This is a genomic window from Undibacterium sp. SXout20W, assembly GCF_049340285.1.
Classification (GTDB): domain Bacteria; phylum Pseudomonadota; class Gammaproteobacteria; order Burkholderiales; family Burkholderiaceae_D; genus Undibacterium.
Map to the genome: position 1 here is coordinate 20,833 of NZ_JBMPPH010000025.1, position 19,931 is coordinate 40,763.

Consider the following 19,931-nt stretch of genomic DNA (forward strand, 5'->3'; position numbering starts at 1 on the left):
GAAATCCGAATTTAACCACTGACATCGGATTTCCAATGCGCATCGTAAAAAAAAATAAGGCCAGCGTTTCACGTTTGTTGAGTACCTTCGTTTTGGGCGCTGCCGCGCTTCTCCCTATTGCTGCACAGAGTGCGGACATCACCCTGCTCAACGTTTCTTATGATCCTACCCGAGAATTATTTCTCGACGTCAATCAGGCATTTGCTAAACAATGGTTGGCGAAGACTGGCGATAAAGTCACTATCAAACAATCCCATGGCGGTTCGGGCAAACAAGCACGTTCGGTAATCGATGGTTTGGATGCAGACGTGGTGACCTTGGCGTTAGCTTATGACACCGACGCCATTGCGGAACGTGGATTGCTCGCCAAAAATTGGCAACAACGATTGCCACATCGTGCCACGCCGTATACTTCGACGATCGTCTTTTTGGTTCGTAAAGGCAATCCAAAAGCCATTAAAGATTGGTCGGATCTGGTCAAGCCAGGTGTCTCCGTTATTACGGCTAATCCAAAAACGTCCGGTGGCGCACGTTGGGCCTATTTAGCTGCGTGGGGCTATGCACAAAAAGCACCGGGCGGTACGCTGGCGATCGCCAAAGACTATGTTTCTAAGCTCTACAAAAACGTACCGGTTCTTGACTCCGGCGCCCGCGGCTCGACTGTTACTTTTACCGAACGCGGCATCGGCGATGTGCTGTTGTCTTGGGAAAATGAAGCGCATCTGGCACTCAAAGAATTTGGTGCCGATAAGTACGAAATCGTCACGCCGTCCATTAGCGTATTGGCAGAACCGTCTGTCGCTGTGGTCGATAAGGTCGTCGACAAGCATGGCACCCGCAAAGTTGCTGAAGCTTATCTGAACTTCTTGTACACGGATGAAGCGCAAGACATTATTGGCAATAACTTCTATCGTCCAGGCGAAGAACACGCGGCAAAGAAATTTTCCAGCAAATTTCCGAACATCAAATTATTTACCGTTGATGACACTTTCGGTGGCTGGACTAAAGCACAAAAAGATCACTTCGCTGACGGTGGCGTCTTTGATCAAATTTATCTCAACGGCAAAAAATAAACGACTACCCGCACCGTCAGGTTTCGCCAGCAGGTGCGGGGTTTATCGTTAAGTAAAGAGAAAGAAACTTCATGTCTATCCTTCTGCTATCAGGTAGCCCGTCAACACCATCTCGTTCGAGCCGGTTATTGCACCATATCGGTGAACGTCTCAACGCGCGCGGTCAAGCGACAGTCAGTATTCATGTCCGCGATCTGCCAGCGCAAGCCTTACTGCATGCGGATTTTGGTGATCCTGAACTACAAGCAGCACAACAATTACTGAAGCAAGCAGATGCAGTGGTGATTGCGACACCGATATACAAAGCGGCTTACAGCGGATTGCTGAAAACATTTTTAGATATTTTGCCGCAAGAAGGATTAGCAGGAAAAATCATATTACCTTTGGCAGTTGGCGGTGGTCAATCACACATGTTGGCACTCGATTATGGTTTGCGACCTATCTTGCAAGCCTTAGGCGCCGATCATGTTTTGCAAAGCATTTATGCCACAGAACCGCAAGTCGTGTGGAACGATGTCAGCGGTTTACAGATCGCGTCAGACATTGAAAAACGTGTCGAGTCGGGTATAGAAGCTTTACTTGATAGCCTCCAATGTCACTACGCAAAAATAAGCCATCAAGTGATCGCAAACACCAACTCTGCACAAGCACTTGTCGATGCCTGAGCAAATGGCAACTGACACAAATTGACTGAAAAAAATCGTACCTGCTTAAAAATAGCAATGCATAGAAATTACGCTGCATAAGATTCTTTCAACCATCCCTAAAAACGAAAAATAAAGACATTAGGAACCCTATTATGGATCAACGCCAACAATATCGAGGTCACACCATTGCCATGATTTCTGCCCTGTTGGTAAGCGGATTGGCGACCGTTGCAGCGCCAGTTTTTGCTGAAAACAAAGTGACATCGACCTTACGAATCGGTTACCAAAAATATGGCCCGTTGACAATTTTGAAAGGTACTGGTGCACTTGAGAAACGCCTGGCTCCTTTGGGTATTGACGTCAAATGGACAGAATTCACGGCGGGTCCCCAATTACTCGAAGGCTTAAATGTCGGTAGCATCGATTTTGGCACCACTGGCGAAGCGCCACCGATTTTCGCCCAAGCTGCCGGTGCGGATTTAGTGTATGTCGCTAACGAACCGGCGGCACCAGGTGGCGAAGCTATTGTAGTACCGAAAAATTCAGCACTGAAATCCGTCGCCGATTTGAAGGGCAAAAAAATTGTTCTGAACAAAGGCTCGAATGTGCATTACCTGTTGGTAAAGGTGCTGGAAAAAGCAGGAATTGCATACCGTGATGTTGAGACCATCTTTTTGCCACCGGCGGAGGCTCGTGCGGCTTTTGAACGTGGCAGTGTTGATGCTTGGGTTATTTGGGATCCTTACTTAGCCGCTGCAGAAAAGCAGTTAGGTGCACGTATTATTGTTGATGGAAAAGGCGCTGTAAGTAACCATCAGTTCTACCTTGCCGCCCGCCCTTATGCGCAAAAACACCCTGAAGTCTTGAAGTTACTGATCGAGGAACTGGCGCGTACGGATGACTGGGTGCTGCAAAACGTCAAGCAAACGACCACTATTTTTGCCGCACAAACGGGCTTACCCGCAGACGTTGTTGAACAATCAAATGGGCGTTTTAGCTTTCATGTTCAACCGATTAGCGAGCAAGTTATCCGCGAGCAGCAAAGTATTGCTGATACCTTTACTGAGCTCAAGCTAATCCCGAAAAAGATACAAATAAAAGATGTTGTATTCGACTTCAAAGCAAACAGTAAATAACACCGAAAAACTGAAGGAAGATAGCATGAGTTTCAATATATTCTGGTTCATTCCTACCCATGGTGATAGCCGTTATTTAGGTACGACTAAAGGTGCGCGTGAAATCAATTACGACTATTTACGCCAGATTGCGGTGGCAGCAGATACGCAAGGATTTGATGGTGTGTTGTTGCCAACCGGACGTTCTTGTGAGGACGCGTGGGTCGTAGCTTCCAGTTTGATCAGTGCAACAAAGAAATTGAAATTTTTGGTCGCGCTAAGACCAGGCCTGACAACACCGGGTCTTGCGGTACGAATGACATCGACCTTTGATCGCTTATCGAATGGCCGCCTGCTAATCAATATCGTCACCGGTGGTGATCAAGGCGAGTTGGAAGCGGATGGTTTATACGCTGATCATGCAAAGCGTTATGAAATTACCGACGAGTTTTTGCGAATCTGGCGTGCCTCTTTAGCAGGAGAGGGCGGCGACGCAGGCTATGACTTTGAAGGAAAGCATTTGACGGTCAAGGGTGCCAAAACACTTTATCCACCAGTACAAACACCACATCCGCCGTTGTACTTCGGAGGTTCGTCGGAACCAGCCCATGAGTTGGCTGCTGAGCAAGTCGATGTTTACCTTACTTGGGGTGAACCACCAGCGGCTGTTGCCGAAAAAATTGCTGATATGCGTGCCCGCGCAGCTAAACACGGACGCACTTTACGTTTTGGCATACGCCTGCACGTCATCGTCCGTGAAACGAATGAGGAAGCATGGGCTGCCGCCGATGATTTGATTCGTTATGTCGATGATGATGTAATCGCTCGCGCACAAAAAGCGTTTGCCAAAATGGATTCGGTGGGACAGCAAAGAATGGTGGCATTGCATGGCGGCAAGCGCGACAAATTAGAAGTGTCACCGAATTTATGGGCCGGTGTCGGCTTGGTTCGTGGTGGTGCCGGAACTGCCTTGGTTGGTGACCCTGAAACAGTTGCTGCGAGGATTAAAGAATATGCGGATTTGGGTATCGATACTTTCATCTTTTCGGGTTACCCACATCTGGAAGAATCTTATCGCTTCTCCGAATTGGTATTTCCTTTGATCGGTAAAGCGTTGCCAAACGTCAGCAGTAGTTTAACCGGACCATTTGGCGAGATTATGGCAAATGGCATTGCGCCGAAAGTATCGCAGAGTTAAGTACTGAAACATGTAGAAAGGTAGCTGCAAGATCGGTATCAATAGCGGTACCACGATCGGCAGCAAAATAGGGATTTAGGGATTTAGGGATTAAGCCATGGGACCATTTATCACCGAGGTCAATGATATCGCACCTGATGCTGGCATTGCAAAGCACTCGCATCCTGCCGTTAGCGCGCAAGCAGAGACGTCACTGGGTGACGATCTGCGTGCTATTTTGCTCAACGGCGCGCGATTTCTACGGCATTTGGCACCGTGGCTGGTGCCTTGGACCGTGCCGCTGATCTTGATCATTACATGGCAGTTGGCTGCCCAGTTTGGCTATCTGTCGAGCCGGATTTTACCGGAACCATTGGCGGTGTTGAAAGCGTTGTGGAGTCTGACGATCTCTGGTGAAATTTTTCTCCATGTGAAGACCAGTTTGTGGCGTGCTGTTTCTGGCTTTTTGGTTGGCAGTGGTTTAGGTCTCTTACTCGGATTATTGACCGGCACCTTCCGGATTGCTGAAACCTTGCTGGATACCACTCTGCAGATGATTCGTAATATTCCGGCCCTGGCCTTAATGCCTTTAGTGATTTTGTGGTTTGGCATCGATGAAAGTGCAAAATTATTTTTAGTATCGGTTGGCGTTTTTTTTCCGGTTTATCTGAACACCTTTCATGGCATCCGTTCGGTGGATAAAGGGCTCATTGAAATGGCACGTAGTTACGGCCTCTCTGGGTGGTCTTTGTACCGTGATGTGATTTTGCCTGGTGCATTGCCGTCGATCTTAGTCGGCGTGCGCTTTGTTCTTGGTCTGGTTTGGGTGCTATTAATTGTGGCAGAAACTATTTCAGCGCAAGCGGGAATCGGTTATATGACCATGAATGCCCGTGAATTTTTGCAGACCGATGTGGTTTTGGTTGGTATTTTGCTGTACGCCTTGCTGGGTAAATTAGCCGATAGTTTGTCGCGCGCAGTGGAATATCGCAGCTTACGCTGGCACCCGGGTTATCAAAGGAAAAATCGTCATGCCTGAATTATTCGCATACCCCTCCAATACCGTTGCTCGTATCGCTGCATTGCGACATGAACTCGATGATGACTGGGGCATCTCTGTACCAGAACGTACCTCTGATCAGACGCCGAAAGCGCATCCACTTGTAGGAACAAGTATTTCGTTACGCGGCTTACATAAGTCATACGCAGGGCGTGGCGTTATTAAATCTTTAAATCTGGATATCGCCCCCGGTGAATTTGTTGCGGTAATTGGCCGAAGTGGTTGTGGAAAAAGTACTTTGTTGCGTCTGTTGGCAGGCCTTGAAGATGCCGATGCGGGGGAACTTAAACGAGGTACTCAAGCAACGCCCGTTGCTCAGATCAAAACCACAGCGAGGCAAGACGGTGGCACTCGTGTCATGTTTCAAGACGCCCGTTTGTTACCTTGGAAGAGCGTATTGGATAACGTACGTCTAGGCTTGCCAGGTGATAGAAATCATACCAGGAAGGTCGCTGAAGCTGCTTTGAAAAAAGTTGATTTAGCGGATCGGGCAACCGAATGGCCAGCAGTGTTATCTGGTGGCCAACGCCAACGCGTTGCACTGGCACGCGCTTTAGTTCATCAGCCGTCGTTATTGCTCTTGGATGAACCTTTGGGTGCTCTGGATGCGTTAACCCGTATTGAAATGCAAAGTCTGATAGAACAATTGTGGTTGGAACAAGGCTTTACGGCGTTGTTGGTCACACACGATGTGCAAGAGGCAATCGCTTTGGCGGATAGAGTGATTTTGATTGAAGACGGACAAGTGAGTCTGGATCTGAAAATCAATTTGCCACGTCCTCGTGCCCGCGGCGATGCCTTATTTGCTGAACTAGAAGATCATGTGTTGAAACGCGTTTTACGCCGGCCTTCGCCTGTGGATGAAACGACGACAGATACCGATGTATCGCCACTGGCAACTTTTAACCCTCTGGCTTGGGCAGTATAACGCAACATCACGAGCGCAGATTCCACTTTTTTATATCTGAAATTGCGCACATCTATTGGCGCCGCAATGTTCTTAACACCGTATTTAACACACGAGCAACTTGCTCTTTATTTTAAAGAAAGACCAACATGACTATCCAGGCAATTAACGTACGTAATCAGTTCCGCGGCAAAATTAAAGCCATTATTGAAGGCTCCGTGGTTTCTGAAGTAGATGTGGAAACGCCTGCAGGCATCGTTACCTCGGTAATTACGACACGCTCGATCAAAGATTTAAATCTGGTTATCGGAAGCGAGGTCGTGGCGCTGGTGAAGGCGACTGAAGTCTCGATTGCAAAATTGTAAATGCAAAAGTAAATGCAATAGTAAATGCAATAGTAAATGCAACTTGATTTGGACGGCACGGCTTCTGCAGTGTCGTGCTGGACAAGGTGAACCAAAAGGACAAATCATATGCAACATGTGACCCTACAAAACTACTTGAGTCGTTTGCAGAGCTCACTGGCTTCCAGCAATCTGTGGCTGGATGAACAAGGGCGTGCGCGTGGGCGCTACTTTAATGCCAGCCTGACGAGTGCTTTTCAGGCGATCCGTTCCGGCGATGATTTGCGGGTTTTGGCTTATGAAGGGTATGCACGTAGTTATGATCCCAACGACCAAGGCTTGAATATCTGGCGTTTGCTTGACTACGTTGCGAATGATGAAGAATCCGTCGAACTTGATCGTCTATGCCGTTTGCTACACACCATTAGTTTTTATCGGCAGCAAACGACCCAGGAATTGGATTTATTTCTCAGTGTGCATAGTCGTTTGTTGGCGGCGGTAGAAGGCAATCACGGTGCGGCTTTTCGACGTATTCTGGATGTGCTGGAGTTACCGCATCAGCAAATCGTCTTGCAATTACCTCAAATTACACCAAGTCAGCGTTGGGTATTAACGCATGTCGCTGAAAATTACCGGCGTAATGGTTTCCGCATTGGTGTTAATGCCGCTAATCTGGAACAAGCGAGTGATTTGTTAGCCAGAGTGCGACCCGCTACGATGAAGATTGATGTGAGTGTTGCCAATAACCCTGCAACGCAAATTGCTTTGCTGGAGCAAGCCGATCGTAGCCAATGCCAGGTCATTTTCAGAAAAATTGAAACTGAACGGCAATTGCAGCACTTGCAAACTGCCAACAACACGGTCAGTCCCTACGCAGTACAAGGTTTTTTGTTTGATGTTCCAAGAGCAAGTTTGACAATGGAAGTTGTCCCTGAAAGATCGGCAGATTTGCCCTTAGAATCGCACCAACAGCTTGAAAATAGTTATCAGTAATTTGATGTGATATGCATTAAACGTCTAAGGACATAACGAAAAATTCGTTTTTCATATATGTAAAACCTGCCAATATGATCGCTCTTTAGTTGATTTCGTAATTAGGACTTATCTAAGATCGTCCCGGCAAGGTATGGCAACGCTGTCAAATTCAAGCGTAACTCACTCGTACCTCATAGTAAATTCTATCGCCATGATGCCGCTGGGACGGCTTGTTGTCCGTTCCATCTTAAAGGCTAGACATGGCATTGGCTGTAACGTCCTCATCACCGGCTGCAACGCGTAAGCGTGTGATTCCCGGCTTTCATTTGGCGCTGGGATTTACGCTGTTTTACCTCGGCTTGATTGTACTTATTCCACTTTCTGCAGTGTTTCTGAAAACATTCACGATGACATGGTCTGCGTTTTGGGACACGATTAGTTCCGAACGCGTGTTGGCGTCTTATCGTCTGACCTTCGGCGCTTCTTTTCTGGCGGCGCTGATCAACGTCCTGTTTGGTGGCATTGTCTCGTGGGTACTGGTGCGTTATGAGTTTCCGGGGAAGCGATTTATTGATGCAATGGTCGACTTACCATTCGCCTTGCCCACCGCCGTGGCAGGCATCACTTTAGCGACATTGTATGCACCGAATGGCTGGCTTGGTCAGTTGCTGGCACCTCTCGGCATCAAGGTTGCATTTACGCCGTTGGGCGTCCTGGTGGCACTCACTTTCATCGGTTTGCCATTTGTGGTACGAACCGTTCAACCGGTACTGGAAGAAGCGGAGAAAGAATTAGAAGAAGCGGCATTGAGTCTTGGCGCTAGCCATTGGCAAACATTTACTCGCGTTACTTTACCAACTATCTTGCCGGCGTTGATGACGGGCTTTGCGCTAGCGTTCGCGCGTGCGACTGGCGAATACGGCTCGGTGATTTTTATTGCTGGCAATATGCCCATGATTTCAGAAATCACTCCTTTATTTATGATTACTAAATTAGAGCAGTATGACTATGCTGGCGCGACGGCGATTGCCGTTGTGATGTTAGTCCTATCGTTTAGTTTGTTATTGGCGATCAATGGCCTGCAAGCCTGGATGCGTCGTCGTCAGTCTGTCGGGAGGGGAGCATGAGCGCAATCTCAGTTCAACATGCAACGCCTGCTCCACGTCGCATTGAACCCCCATTGAGCCTGGCGGCAACCACAGAACCTCGCTGGATACGTTATCTCTTGCTGAGTCTTGCATTTGGTTTTTTGACACTATTTCTGTTTGTGCCCTTAGTCGCCGTGTTTGCGGAAGCCTTTAAAAAAGGGTGGCAGGTGTATCTCGAATCGATCACCGAACCGGACGCCTTGTCGGCAATACGTTTGACTTTGATTGCCGCTGGTATTGCTGTGCCATTAAATTTAATTTTTGGCGTTGCAGCAGCGTGGACGATTGCTAAATTTGAATTCCGTGGCAAGAGCGTATTGCTGACTTTAATTGACTTACCTTTTTCTGTGTCGCCAGTGATTTCGGGTTTGATTTACGTACTCATGTTTGGGGCGCAAGGGTGGTTTGGTGAATGGTTACGTGATCACGATATTAAAATTTTATTTGCTATTCCCGGCATTGTTTTAGCGACAATTTTCGTGACCTTTCCGTTTGTTGCTCGAGAGTTAATACCGCTGATGCAAGCGCAAGGGAGCGAAGAAGAAGAGGCCGCATTGGTACTTGGCGCATCAGGCTGGCAAACTTTCTGGCATGTGACTTTGCCGAATATTAAATGGGGTTTGTTGTACGGTGTGATCTTGTGTAATGCGCGTGCAATGGGCGAGTTTGGCGCGGTGTCGGTGGTCTCTGGTCATATCCGTGGTGAGACGAATACGATGCCTTTGCAGGTAGAAATTTTGTATAACGAATACAACTTTGCAGCGGCCTTTGCTGTTGCTTCTTTGTTGACTTTATTGGCCTTGCTGACTCTGGCTTTAAAAGCCTTGGTCGAATGGCGTACCGATGAAAGTCAAGCGCCCCTGGATCAAGTTAGTTAAGCATTTGCCGGAGAATTTATGAGTATCGCTGTTAAAAATTTGAATAAGCGTTTTGGCCAATTTACGGCGCTTGATGACGTTTCGCTGGAGTTTCCAGATGGTGAATTAACGGCCTTATTAGGGCCATCTGGTTGCGGCAAAACAACCTTGCTACGCATTATCGCTGGTCTGGAATACGCTGATCAAGGACAAATCTTGCTGGACGGTCAGGATGCATCGCAGCAGCATGTACGCGAACGCCAGGTTGGCTTTGTGTTTCAGCATTATGCTTTGTTTAAACACATGACGATTTTTGAAAACATTGCGTTCGGTTTGCGCGTGAAACCGCGCAATCAACGCCCAAGCGAAGCACAGATTAAAGAAAAAGTGACTAAATTGCTGGAGCTAGTGCAACTCGATTGGTTGGCCGACCGCTATCCACCGCAGTTATCTGGTGGTCAGCGTCAGCGTATTGCGTTGGCAAGGGCATTGGCTGTTGAGCCCAGGGTGTTGTTATTGGACGAACCGTTTGGCGCGTTAGATGCCAAGGTACGTAAAGAATTACGCCGCTGGTTGCGCCGCTTGCACGATGACTTACATGTCACCAGTATTTTTGTTACGCACGATCAGGAGGAGGCGCTCGAAGTTGCCGACAAGATTGTGTTGATGAATCACGGTAAGGTCGAGCAGGTTGGGTCGCCAGCGGAGGTATATCAGCATCCGGCGACACCATTTGTGTATGGATTTTTGGGTAATGTGAATTTGTTCCGTGGCCGCGTACATGAAGGAATATTAGATGCCGATGGGGTCGCTTTTTCTGCGCCAGGTCATGCCGAAACCAAAGACGCATTTGGTACCGGCTACGTGCGGCCACATGAATTTGAAGTGGATCGCTATTCTCCTGGTGCCGAAGGCTTGATTGCACAATTACGCCGCATCCATAGCATAGGCCCGTTGGCGCAGCTCGAACTGGAACGCGAAGATAACGGCGATGTGTTGGAAGTCATGATTTCCAGTGAACGTTATCAGAATTTAAAACTGAAAGTCGGGGAAGTGTTGGTGGTCAAACCGAAACGCCTGCATGTTTTCGTCGATACCCATTAGCCACAATCTCACTGCATCAGATTCTCATTAAAATATCGAGACTTTATTATGAATTTTCAACAATTACGTTCCATCCGCGAAGCCTCACGCCGCGGTTTTAATTTAACCGAAGTTGCTAATGTCTTGTTCACTTCGCAGCCAGGCGTCAGTCGTCAGATTCGTGAATTGGAAGAAGAATTAGGGGTCGATATTTTTGAACGTAACGGCAAGCGTCTGACAGGATTGACTGAGCCCGGTAAAGGCATATTGCCTATCGTCGAACGTTTATTGCTGGAAGCCGAGAATTTGCAACAGGCAGGTAACGAATATTCCGATCAGACTAAAGGCACGCTGACCATCGCGACAACACATACGCAAGCGCGTTACGTATTGCCGAAAGTCGTTCAACAGTTCCGCCTGGCGTTTCCAGATGTCCGCATCGCGCTCCAACAAAGTTCGCCTGATCATATTGCCGAATGGGTATTGTCTGGCAAAGCAGACATTGGTATTGCAACAGAAGGTTTATCGCAATTTAAAGATTTGGTGTCGTTTGCATGCTACCAATGGAATCACGTATTGGTGGTGCCAGAAGATCATCCTTTACTAAAAAAAGAGAACGTCTCTTTAGAAGATATCTCGAACTACCCATTGATTACCTATGACGTCGGCTTTACTGGTCGTGGACATATTGATGCAGCGTTTCAACATGCTGAACTTCGCACGGACATCGTCCTGACAGCGATGGATTCCGATGTGATTCAACAGTATGTATCACTCGGTTTAGGTGTTGGTATAGTGGCATCTATGGCAATCGAAGAGAATCGCAATAATAATCTCCGTACTATCGCCGTGGATCACTTATTTACCCCTAATGTCACGCGTCTGGCAGTAAGACGTGGTGCATATTTGCGTACTTACACCTATGATTTCATCCGCCAATTTGCGCCAGAATTGAGTAAAGAAGAGATCATCAATGCCGTCAGCGAAGCTGACAATAGCTGACAATAGCTGAACAGATCTGCCGTTACGGATGTTTTCGTAGCGGCGGCGAGTGCTTATTGTTGAAAGTTTTTGGTGTCGTGCAGCTGTCACAGGTCTCTGTTAGAATTTTAGGCGATTTTCTTTTTTGTCTATTCTTTCGAGGCTCATCATGCTTTATCCAGAGTTGTTCAAATCCTTAGAACAAGTGCGTTGGAATATGGATACCGATATTCCCTGGGATCAGTACGACGCTGCGAAACTCACGCCAGAACAGGCGCAAACCATCAAAATGAATGCGATCACGGAATGGTCGGCGCTGCCGGCGACAGAAATGTTTTTGCGTGATAACCGTGACGATAGTGATTTTTCAGCATTTATGTCGATCTGGTTTTTTGAAGAGCAAAAGCATTCTCTGGTGTTGATGGAGTATCTCCGTCGCTTTCATCCTGAATTGGTGCCAACCGAAGCAGAATTGGATAATGTCCGTTTCGAATTTGACCCTGCCCCCCGTCTTGAAACTCTGATGCTGCATTTTTGCGGCGAAATCCGCTTAAACCACTGGTATCGCTGCGCTTCTGAGTGGCATACGGAGCCAGTTATTAAACATATCTACAAAATCATCAGCCAGGATGAAGCTCGTCACGGCGGGGCTTATTTGCGCTATATGAAAAAATCATTGGCAGAGGCGGGTGACGTAGCACGTGCAGCATTTGCCAAAATTGGCGTCTTAATGGCCTCGGCACGCCGTACTGAAAAGCCCTTGCACCCGACAAATTTACACGTTAATCAGGCATTGTTTCCACAAGACACGATACAAAGTCGTTTGCCTGACCCGGACTGGTTAGAGCGTTGGTTAGACGGACAAATCAAATTTGATGGTGTCTGGGAAAAGAAAGTCGTTGACCGAATTTTGCACAATATGTCGCTACTTTTTGAACGTAGCTTTGAAACGGTGCAGGATTTGAATCGGTATCGCAAAGAGATTTCTCAACGTTTGGTACTGACACCGCTTTAATCTGCGCGTGTCCGCGTGGCGTGTACAATAGCCGCATCTTTGCGGCTTTTTCTTTTTTATGACCTATTTTATGCCTGATTTTGAACAAAAAATTGCGACTCGTGCTGATCTGCAAGCCCGTGTTGCCAGCTTGCCAAAGCCAGTGGTGTTGACCAATGGTGTCTTTGATATCTTGCATCGCGGTCACGTCACCTACCTGGCACAGGCACGTGCGCTGGGTGCATCGCTGGTGGTTGCTGTGAATACCGATGCCTCAGTCAAGCGCCTTGGTAAAGGGGATGATCGGCCTATCAATTTGTGTGAAGACCGCATGGCTGTTCTTGCGGCCTTAGAGGCGGTTAGTCTGGTCGTGCCGTTTGATGAAGACACCGCGCTCGAAGTTGTGCAGCAGGCTCGTCCGGATATTTATGTCAAAGGCGGCGATTACCAGATGGATGGTATTCCCGAGGGTCAAGCGGTGTTAGCGTACGGCGGCGAAGTGAAGGCGATCGCTTTCGAACACGAACGATCGACGACACGCTTGTTGCAAAAAGTCCGTGCTGCTGGCTCGTAATTTATTCAGAGATAAACAACATGTCTGAAGGCACTGAGCTTAATCAATCTGCGGAGCAGGTTTTTCCATTTTGGCGCCACCTCGCGCGGTTAGCGTTCGTTGTGGTCATGGCGATCTGTACGTTCTATGTCGCCACCGCCTACGAATTTGTACCTTCTATTTGGCGCGTGGCAGAACATCGGCATCCCGGAATTTCGGGAAACACGACCAGAACGGTGACGTCGGCTGGTATTCCCGGCGATCCGCTCAATGTTGCGTTCGTCGGAAGCGAACAAGCTTTGCACGACAAAATGCTCAAGGCGGGCTGGTTCCCTGCTGATCCAATTACCTTACGTAGTTCCTTGCGCATCGCTAAGGACAGCGTTTTGCATAAACCTTATCCCGATGCGCCTGTCAGTGATTTATTTGTCTATGGTCGTAGGCAAGATGTAGCCTTCGAACAGGCCGAAGGCGGCGATCCATCGAAGCGTCATCACGTTCGGTTTTGGCTGGCGGATACCCAGGATGATGCTGGCCGCCCGTTGTGGATAGGTGCTGCGACCTATGATGCAGGTGTAGGGGTGAGTCATACAACAGGTCAGATCACGCATCATATCGCTGCGGAAGTTGACAAAGAACGCGATAAATTGATCGTAGATCTGCAACAAACCGGCTCGCTCATCATTCAGTGGATTGATTCATTTCAGCCCATACATGAAGGCCGCAACGGCGGTGGTGATCGCTTTGTCACTGATGGAAAATTGGGCGTGGTTGAAGTGAAATAAGTATTTATTGCTTAATTGAGGTAGAAAGACTGGGTACACACAACGCGGGTTGCGCTCGTCCTACCGCGCTGCTTGTAGCTATAAATTGCTTTATCTAAAGCGGTGAAAGTCAAAAAGCGATGTTGCCGTGTATGCAGATGCTCAAGCGTAGGTTGTACAACCCCTCAAACAGATCGTTGTAAGGCGCCGGGAACTTGTTGTTGCTTGTCTTTCATCGCGTATTAGTTCCTTAGTTCCTTAGTTCCTCAGTATCTCTGGGTTGAGGGCTTTTGAAATTGCAACTGTAAGTGCAAGTGCAGAAACTGCCCGCAAACTCACTATAAATAAACCCTAAGCCCCGCCGTCAAACCCATTCTGACGCCAGGCCTCGTACACCACTACGGCTACGGTATTCGACAAATTCAGACTACGATTATCGGGACGCATCGGTAAGCGAATACGTTGCGCTTCCGGAAAGCTATTGCGCAGGTCTGGTGCGAGGCCGCGGGTTTCTGCGCCAAACACAAAATAATCACCGGGTTTAAACTCCGCCTTAGAGAATACGCCAGAGCCATGGGTAGTGAGTGCAAACATACGACTTTGATCAGGTTGTTCCAGAGCGATAAATGCTTCCCAGTTTTTATGCACTTTCATGGTCGCATAATCGTGGTAATCCAGACCCGCTCGTTTCATTTTGCTATCGTCCAATGGGAAACCCAATGGTTCGATCAGATGTAATTGCACGCCAGTGTTCGCACACAGGCGGATGATGTTGCCAGTATTCGGCGGAATTTCAGGCTCAACTAAGACGACGTGAAACAAGGTATTTCCTTAATAAAAATGTGGTGGTGTGCGCGCAAAGACGTAATTCGTCACTTTTGCCGCCCCGAAGCGTTTTAGCATTGTAGCGATTTCATGCAAGGTCATGCCAGTTGTCATGACATCATCGACAATAGCAATGTGTGCCCCTTTAACTTTATACAGACATGTTTCATTTAAAATAAATGCATTCTTAACATTTTTTACCCTTGCATCTGGTGTCAGACTGCTTTGCTGACTGGTCTCTCTTGTTCTATGCAGGGCTTGTACTTCAAAAGGGATACCAAGGTGACGGGACAAAGGGCGCGCGATTTCCGTCGCCTGATTAAATCCCCGTTCACGTAAGCGACTCTGTCCCAGCGGCACTGCGCAGAGTAACTGTGGCAGGCTATCGCTTGCATTTTTTAATACGGCATCCCTTAACATCTCCGCAAACAAACCCGCCAATGCCAATTGATGACCAAATTTCAATACCAATACCATTTGATCCTGAGGCGCGGCATAATCACAAACAACAATACTGTGGTCAAAGGCAGGAGGATTTTGCAGGCAGTCGCCACAACGAAGGGTTTCTGCACCTTGGGGCATAGGAAGCGCACATTGCACGCAACGTACTACCTTATAGCTAAAATAGGTATCGGTACAATGACGACAAAGCAGCTGTGCCTGTTGCGTATAACAAAGTACGCAAGAACACGGCAATATGCTGTTTAAAACCCCGTTCAGTGTTTTTCTGGCGATGGTAGGTAGATAGAGCATGGTCTTTACTCCACATGTGCGCGCGAATTTCGCTGCAAATGAGCAATAGATATGACAAACGTGTAAACTCCGACCTTACCACATTCAACGCCAACGTTCGTCCGTTTCTATTTTATGCTCAGCGCTCCTATCGATCTTCAACTGGTTCGTCAGCTTTTTTCTCATCCAGAGAAGATTGCCCCCTCCGATTTTTTGCGAAGAGAAATCGCTGGTCGCATGCGGGAAAAATTGGAACTCGTGAAGATCCAGCCTACCCGTTTGCTGGATGCAGGTTGTGGTGCGGGTGCAGATTTGCCGGAACTGCAAAGACTTTATCCAGATGCCCATCTGGTTGGGGCTGACGCCGCCTGGCCGATGTTGACGCATATCCAGCAGCAACAGCATGCCGCGATGAGTGCCGTGGGTCGTCTTTTATCAAAATGGACACCTGCGGCACTACGTGGTGATCAGGGTGCGTCCCTGGTATGCGCTGACTTTGCGAATTTACCACTTGCTCCCCTGAGCGTTGACTTAATTTGGTCGAATTTGGCATTGCATTGGCATCCGCAACCTGATTTGATTTTTGCTGAATGGCGGCGCGTTTTACGCACAGAAGGCTTATTGATGTTTTCTTGTTTTGGTCCTGATACGTTAATTGAATTGCGTCAGGCCTTTGCCGAAGTCGATGCGATGCCGCATGTATTACCATTTGTCGATATGCATGATTTTGGTGATATGTTGGTCAATGCAGGATTTGCCACACCAGTCATGGATATGGAAAAAATCACCTTGACCTATCAGGATACGTCCAAATTATTGGCTGATGTACGCGCTTTGGGTGGCAACCCTCTAGCTACGCGCCGCCGCGGTCTAAGCGGTAAAAATAGTTACCGTTCTTTGTTGGCTGCGTTAGAACATCAGCGCGGTGCGGACGGCCTCATTAAGCTGACCTTTGAAGTTGTATATGGTCATGCCTTCCGTCCCGTCAGTCGTAAGACGGCAGCCGGAGAATCAATAGTCCGATTTGACTTGCCGAAGAAGGGCGATTAAAGCGACGATGGCGTGTTTTTTAATGCATTGATTAATTCATTGATTCAACTTTCTCAAATGATTGCACATGATCCCACGAAGAATTTGCGATCAATTAAATTAATAAAGCGCAGTTCATTTGAATGAACGATATCGAATAATTCGTCGATCAGTTTTTGTTGTGCCAGCTTTATTCTTAACTGACATTGTCAGAACCGATCATAATTTCCTTGATCTCGGTAATACTCATTCCTGTCGTTTCATGAATACGAATGAGCAGGGTCGCACCAATATTTTTTTTACCCAGACGAATGCCGCTGGCAGTTTGTCGGTCCAGCATGAGCACTTTTGATAGCGCTGAGTTGCTGCGCAGATTTAATTGCTCGATGATTTTTTTAAAAAGGATATTGTTGTTGAATTTGTTTTGTTCAATGTTGCTAAAGTGAATATTTTGCATATGCTTTTTACTTCGCAGACAAATCAGCAGAGAGTGACAAGTGACATTCTCAGCGGCAAAAATGTCATTCGTCATTGAATGACCACGTGGATGTTTGTGGTGGTATTGTATGAATTTTCTTTTGTTAAAAATATCGCTTTAATTATGCGATAGACATTTCGATAATCACTACAAATTGGTTAATTGGCTTACATCAGCCTAGGGTTAGGCTGAGCTATGTAATCGATGTTGCAGAGATCAGCGCAGATCTCAGCGGAGATCTCAGCGGAGATATCAGCGCAGATATGATGCACTTCAAAACAGGCATTAGACCATCTGCCAGATTGGCTTTACGTGCATCTAATTATTTGCACTATTTGCACTATTCGCACGATTTGCACTAACTTGCGTTAACTAAGCTATTCAAGCTAAAGTAAATTGTTGAATAGGTGGCGGCACGAGTTGCAAATCACGCATGGAAATGCTGGCGCTGTGACTATCAGTGAATATCAATGTGACGAAAAATTTGTTTGAAATGGCGAGGCGCCAATTGAATGAATTGATGCCTCGCCGTTCTCATTTTTTGTCAATCAAGAACAATCTTGAAAATGTCGTTTTTCTCTATAGCAACATGAGAGTGCTAAGACTTTTTATTGAGGGGCTAAGTTTTTATCCAGGAATTTTTCCACACGACGCCAAAAATCAATACGATTTTTAACGAGCGCCCAACCATGTCCTTCATCTAAATACTCAATCCATTCAACTTGCTTATTGGATTTGGCAACAGCATCCCGGAATTTTTCACCGTGTTTGATTGGTACTCTGCGATCAGATCCACCGTAGGCCATTATTAATGGCTGCTTGATCTGATCAGCAATGTTAACCGGTGAGGTTGCTTTCAATTGCGCCGCATCTTTGACAGGGTCGCCAACCATGACTGGCATACCATATTTTTGCCACTCTTCAGATGAATCGTTTTGCCAGCTTGATTCAAACATCAGATTAATATCCGTCACGCCTACCCATTCAATCCCGCATCGGAATAATTCAGGATTCTTAGCTAGTCCCATTAAGGTTGCGTAACCGCCGTAGCTGGCGCCTGCAATACAAATTCGTTTCGGATCGGCATAGCCTTGCGCAATAGCCCAGCGAGCACCGTCTGCGATATCTTCTTGCATCGCTAATCCCCATTGTTTGAAACCAGCGGTCAGGTGTTTGGTGCCAAAACCCGTACTACCTCTAAACTCGGGTTGTAATACGGCGTAGCCTCGTGAAGCCAGAAATTGTACTTCTGGATTCCATTGCCATTCTTCACCCCGGACATACGGACCACCATGAACCAAAACAATCATGGGCAAATTCTTTTTGTTGCTGCCTTTGGGTAAGGTCAGATAAGCCGGAATTGATAAGCCATCTTTGGCTTGATAATGCACGAACTCTTGTGCCGCCATCTCCTTTGCCTTGATCGCCGGATGGGTTTCCCCAAGATTTAATATTTTTTGCGTGACTTGGTTATACAGATAATAGGCTGTTGGTTGGCGGTCTGAGTATGAACGAATCACAATATAAGGATTAGTATATTGGCGAGAAAAACTCAGTAAATTAATTGTGCCTGGCATTAGATCATCAATTTTTTTCTGTATGGCTTTAAGATCCGCATCTAACCAGAATGTGCCATTGGCATCGGTTAAATAACGTATGCCTACCAGTCGCTTTTTGGCATTGTCCATGATCAGGTTGCCGGAAAAATCGTAACCTTCCAAGGTAATAAGAGGTGCTTCATCTAGCGCATTTTTTTTCAGATCATAGTGGTATATGGCGCTGGTATCTTTTCCTGCATTGCTTGTAACGTATAAATTGCCATCCGGCGCAAAGGCGATGGGCGTAAACCCACTGGTATCAAATTGAGAAAACTCCGCCAACTTACGCCATTCAGCGTTGGCTGGATCAAGGTAATAAATAGTTTCTAACCCTTTCTCCAGCGTAACGTTAATGCGCGGTGTACCGTCAGCGTCGATGAGCCATTCGATCGTATTCCCAGCGCGTGTATAAGCGGTTGAAACGCCAGTTTTAGTATTAAGTTTGAGTAAGCGAATTGCCTTGGTATCCATTAAACTGGTATACACAGGTTGACCTACATAAATGTCGTCGCTTTCATGACTATGATCAGTAGCAACGACCCAGGTGGGGCCAGTTAATTTCCGTGAAATAATTGAACTGCCGGCTGACGCAGCATCACGCGGAACGGGAGAGGCGAGTTCTAAGCGCTCTGACCCATCAAGATTAATCGCAAATAAACCAGGGTAATAACGCATTTCACCCTGCGCGACATCGTGGAAGCCAGCGCTATAAACGATGCGCTGATTATTTACCCAGTGGTAGGTATCGACATCGGCATTGGAAAAATTTGCCAACACGCGTGGCGTCATGTTTTCCAGATTGATGACAATCAGTTGCAAATAGCCGGTTTGTTTTGACGGCGCTAATATGGCAAGTGTTTTTCCATCTGGTGACAGACCAGGCTTTTGAATTTCCGCATTGGCAAAAAAAGACTCTATGCTGGGCTTATCCGCAGCAGAAACAGATGTTGCTGGCAGGAACATCAAACTGGCACTGATCGCCAGACAAGAAGTGAGGATGCGTCTACGAAATGGCTTTAGCATGGTCTTATTTGAGGCGTTGATGAATAAAGACGTTAAAAAAAAATAATTAAACGCTACTGGAAAGCAAATGCGACATTAATTTTACGTTATCTTTTAAGCATTTAACACCGAATTAGAGTAAATGTAAAATTGTTAATATGATATTTCATTACATTTAAAAATTATTTTTTAGTAATTTTTGCTGCGGTAAATTTTTCTTTTTGGAAATATTTGTAATCTGCAATATAAAAAATACACAACATAACCGAGCTTAAATAATTTGATTGCTTTTTTATAAATTACGTCTATTTCAGTTGTCGTATGACGTAACTGATTAAGCTAAATCAAAAACTAATCTAAAAACTTGTAAAGCGATTTATTGCTGTTTGTTTCATTTGAGCCAGATCAACGATTTCTGTCACGCTTTCTGCTTGATATCCATTCACGTTCCATCTTATACTCAAGCCGTTGTAGAAGTTGCCAGTTCGCACTTTGTTAGGTCTTATGCAAAAAATGCCTTTCGTGGCATGAAAGCTTCAAGGTTCAAACTAGTACAATTTGCAATGCCTTCGTCGACATGGTGTAGTCG

20 protein-coding genes are annotated in these 19,931 nt (G+C 46.7%); 16 read left to right on the forward strand and 4 right to left on the reverse strand.

Going from position 1 to position 19,931, the window contains the following annotated elements; all coding sequences use genetic code 11:
* Positions 1–35 precede the first annotated feature (35 nt).
* The 15 genes from ACO0K1_RS13220 (at position 36) to ACO0K1_RS13290 (ending at position 13,699) form a co-directional block, all read left to right on the forward strand.
* Entirely contained in the window at positions 36–1,073 is a 1,038-nt protein-coding gene (locus ACO0K1_RS13220) for a sulfate ABC transporter substrate-binding protein (RefSeq protein ID WP_423026437.1), read from the forward strand.
* Between the two features lie 71 nt (positions 1,074–1,144).
* Positions 1,145–1,738: an NADPH-dependent FMN reductase gene (ssuE, locus tag ACO0K1_RS13225; protein ID WP_423026439.1), complete on the forward strand. Its 594-nt coding sequence runs from the start codon at positions 1,145–1,147 to the stop codon at positions 1,736–1,738.
* Between the two features lie 134 nt (positions 1,739–1,872).
* Entirely contained in the window at positions 1,873–2,856 is a 984-nt protein-coding gene (locus ACO0K1_RS13230; RefSeq protein WP_423026441.1) for a sulfonate ABC transporter substrate-binding protein, read from the forward strand.
* Between the two features lie 25 nt (positions 2,857–2,881).
* A complete protein-coding gene (gene ssuD / locus ACO0K1_RS13235; RefSeq protein ID WP_423026443.1) occupies positions 2,882–4,033 on the forward strand; it encodes an FMNH2-dependent alkanesulfonate monooxygenase in 1,152 nt (383 codons plus the stop codon).
* Positions 4,034–4,130: 97 nt separating this feature from the next.
* Positions 4,131–5,051: an aliphatic sulfonate ABC transporter permease SsuC gene (gene ssuC, locus ACO0K1_RS13240; RefSeq protein ID WP_423026445.1), complete on the forward strand. Its 921-nt coding sequence runs from the start codon at positions 4,131–4,133 to the stop codon at positions 5,049–5,051.
* Positions 5,044–6,000: an ATP-binding cassette domain-containing protein gene (locus ACO0K1_RS13245; RefSeq protein ID WP_423026447.1), complete on the forward strand. Its 957-nt coding sequence runs from the start codon at positions 5,044–5,046 to the stop codon at positions 5,998–6,000. The genes ssuC and ACO0K1_RS13245 overlap by 8 nt, the downstream gene beginning before the upstream one ends.
* 128 nt (positions 6,001–6,128) lie before the next feature.
* A complete protein-coding gene (locus ACO0K1_RS13250) occupies positions 6,129–6,344 on the forward strand; it encodes a TOBE domain-containing protein (RefSeq protein ID WP_423026449.1) in 216 nt (71 codons plus the stop codon).
* Positions 6,345–6,452: 108 nt separating this feature from the next.
* The gene (locus ACO0K1_RS13255; protein WP_423026451.1) at positions 6,453–7,316 is read left to right on the forward strand and encodes an EAL domain-containing protein; all 864 of its coding nucleotides are present in this window, start codon (positions 6,453–6,455) and stop codon (positions 7,314–7,316) included.
* Positions 7,317–7,558: 242 nt separating this feature from the next.
* Positions 7,559–8,425: a sulfate ABC transporter permease subunit CysT gene (gene cysT / locus ACO0K1_RS13260; protein ID WP_423026453.1), complete on the forward strand. Its 867-nt coding sequence runs from the start codon at positions 7,559–7,561 to the stop codon at positions 8,423–8,425.
* On the forward strand, positions 8,422–9,324 hold the full coding sequence (cysW, locus tag ACO0K1_RS13265) for a sulfate ABC transporter permease subunit CysW (protein ID WP_423026455.1): 903 nt from the start codon (positions 8,422–8,424) through the stop codon (positions 9,322–9,324). The genes cysT and cysW overlap by 4 nt, the downstream gene beginning before the upstream one ends.
* 18 nt (positions 9,325–9,342) lie before the next feature.
* On the forward strand, positions 9,343–10,407 hold the full coding sequence (locus ACO0K1_RS13270; RefSeq protein WP_423026457.1) for a sulfate/molybdate ABC transporter ATP-binding protein: 1,065 nt from the start codon (positions 9,343–9,345) through the stop codon (positions 10,405–10,407).
* 48 nt (positions 10,408–10,455) lie between these two features.
* Entirely contained in the window at positions 10,456–11,388 is a 933-nt protein-coding gene (locus ACO0K1_RS13275) for a CysB family HTH-type transcriptional regulator (RefSeq protein WP_423026459.1), read from the forward strand.
* A 148-nt stretch (positions 11,389–11,536) separates the two neighbouring features.
* Positions 11,537–12,382 (forward strand): ferritin-like domain-containing protein, encoded by an 846-nt coding sequence (locus ACO0K1_RS13280; RefSeq protein WP_423026461.1) that lies wholly within the window; start codon positions 11,537–11,539, stop codon positions 12,380–12,382.
* A gap of 70 nt (positions 12,383–12,452) precedes the next feature.
* Positions 12,453–12,935 carry a D-glycero-beta-D-manno-heptose 1-phosphate adenylyltransferase gene (gene rfaE2, locus ACO0K1_RS13285; RefSeq protein WP_423026463.1) on the forward strand — a complete coding sequence of 161 codons (483 nt, stop codon included), beginning with the start codon at positions 12,453–12,455 and terminating at the stop codon, positions 12,933–12,935.
* A gap of 20 nt (positions 12,936–12,955) precedes the next feature.
* Complete coding sequence (locus tag ACO0K1_RS13290; protein ID WP_423026465.1) at positions 12,956–13,699, forward strand: LssY C-terminal domain-containing protein; 744 nt, start codon at positions 12,956–12,958, stop codon at positions 13,697–13,699.
* A gap of 330 nt (positions 13,700–14,029) precedes the next feature.
* Here ACO0K1_RS13290 and trmL read toward each other — a convergent pair whose 3' ends face one another.
* Complete coding sequence (trmL, locus tag ACO0K1_RS13295; RefSeq protein ID WP_423026467.1) at positions 14,030–14,500, reverse strand: tRNA (uridine(34)/cytosine(34)/5-carboxymethylaminomethyluridine(34)-2'-O)-methyltransferase TrmL; 471 nt, start codon at positions 14,498–14,500, stop codon at positions 14,030–14,032.
* A 9-nt stretch (positions 14,501–14,509) separates the two neighbouring features.
* Entirely contained in the window at positions 14,510–15,256 is a 747-nt protein-coding gene (locus ACO0K1_RS13300; protein ID WP_423026469.1) for a phosphoribosyltransferase family protein, read from the reverse strand.
* A 114-nt stretch (positions 15,257–15,370) separates the two neighbouring features.
* Between ACO0K1_RS13300 and ACO0K1_RS13305 the strand changes: the two genes are divergently transcribed.
* Entirely contained in the window at positions 15,371–16,285 is a 915-nt protein-coding gene (locus tag ACO0K1_RS13305) for a methyltransferase domain-containing protein (RefSeq protein WP_423026471.1), read from the forward strand.
* Between the two features lie 175 nt (positions 16,286–16,460).
* Here ACO0K1_RS13305 and ACO0K1_RS13310 read toward each other — a convergent pair whose 3' ends face one another.
* Complete coding sequence (locus tag ACO0K1_RS13310; RefSeq protein WP_423026473.1) at positions 16,461–16,796, reverse strand: hypothetical protein; 336 nt, start codon at positions 16,794–16,796, stop codon at positions 16,461–16,463.
* A gap of 554 nt (positions 16,797–17,350) precedes the next feature.
* Positions 17,351–19,363 (reverse strand): alpha/beta fold hydrolase, encoded by a 2,013-nt coding sequence (locus ACO0K1_RS13315; RefSeq protein WP_423026475.1) that lies wholly within the window; start codon positions 19,361–19,363, stop codon positions 17,351–17,353.
* Positions 19,364–19,931 lie beyond the last annotated feature (568 nt).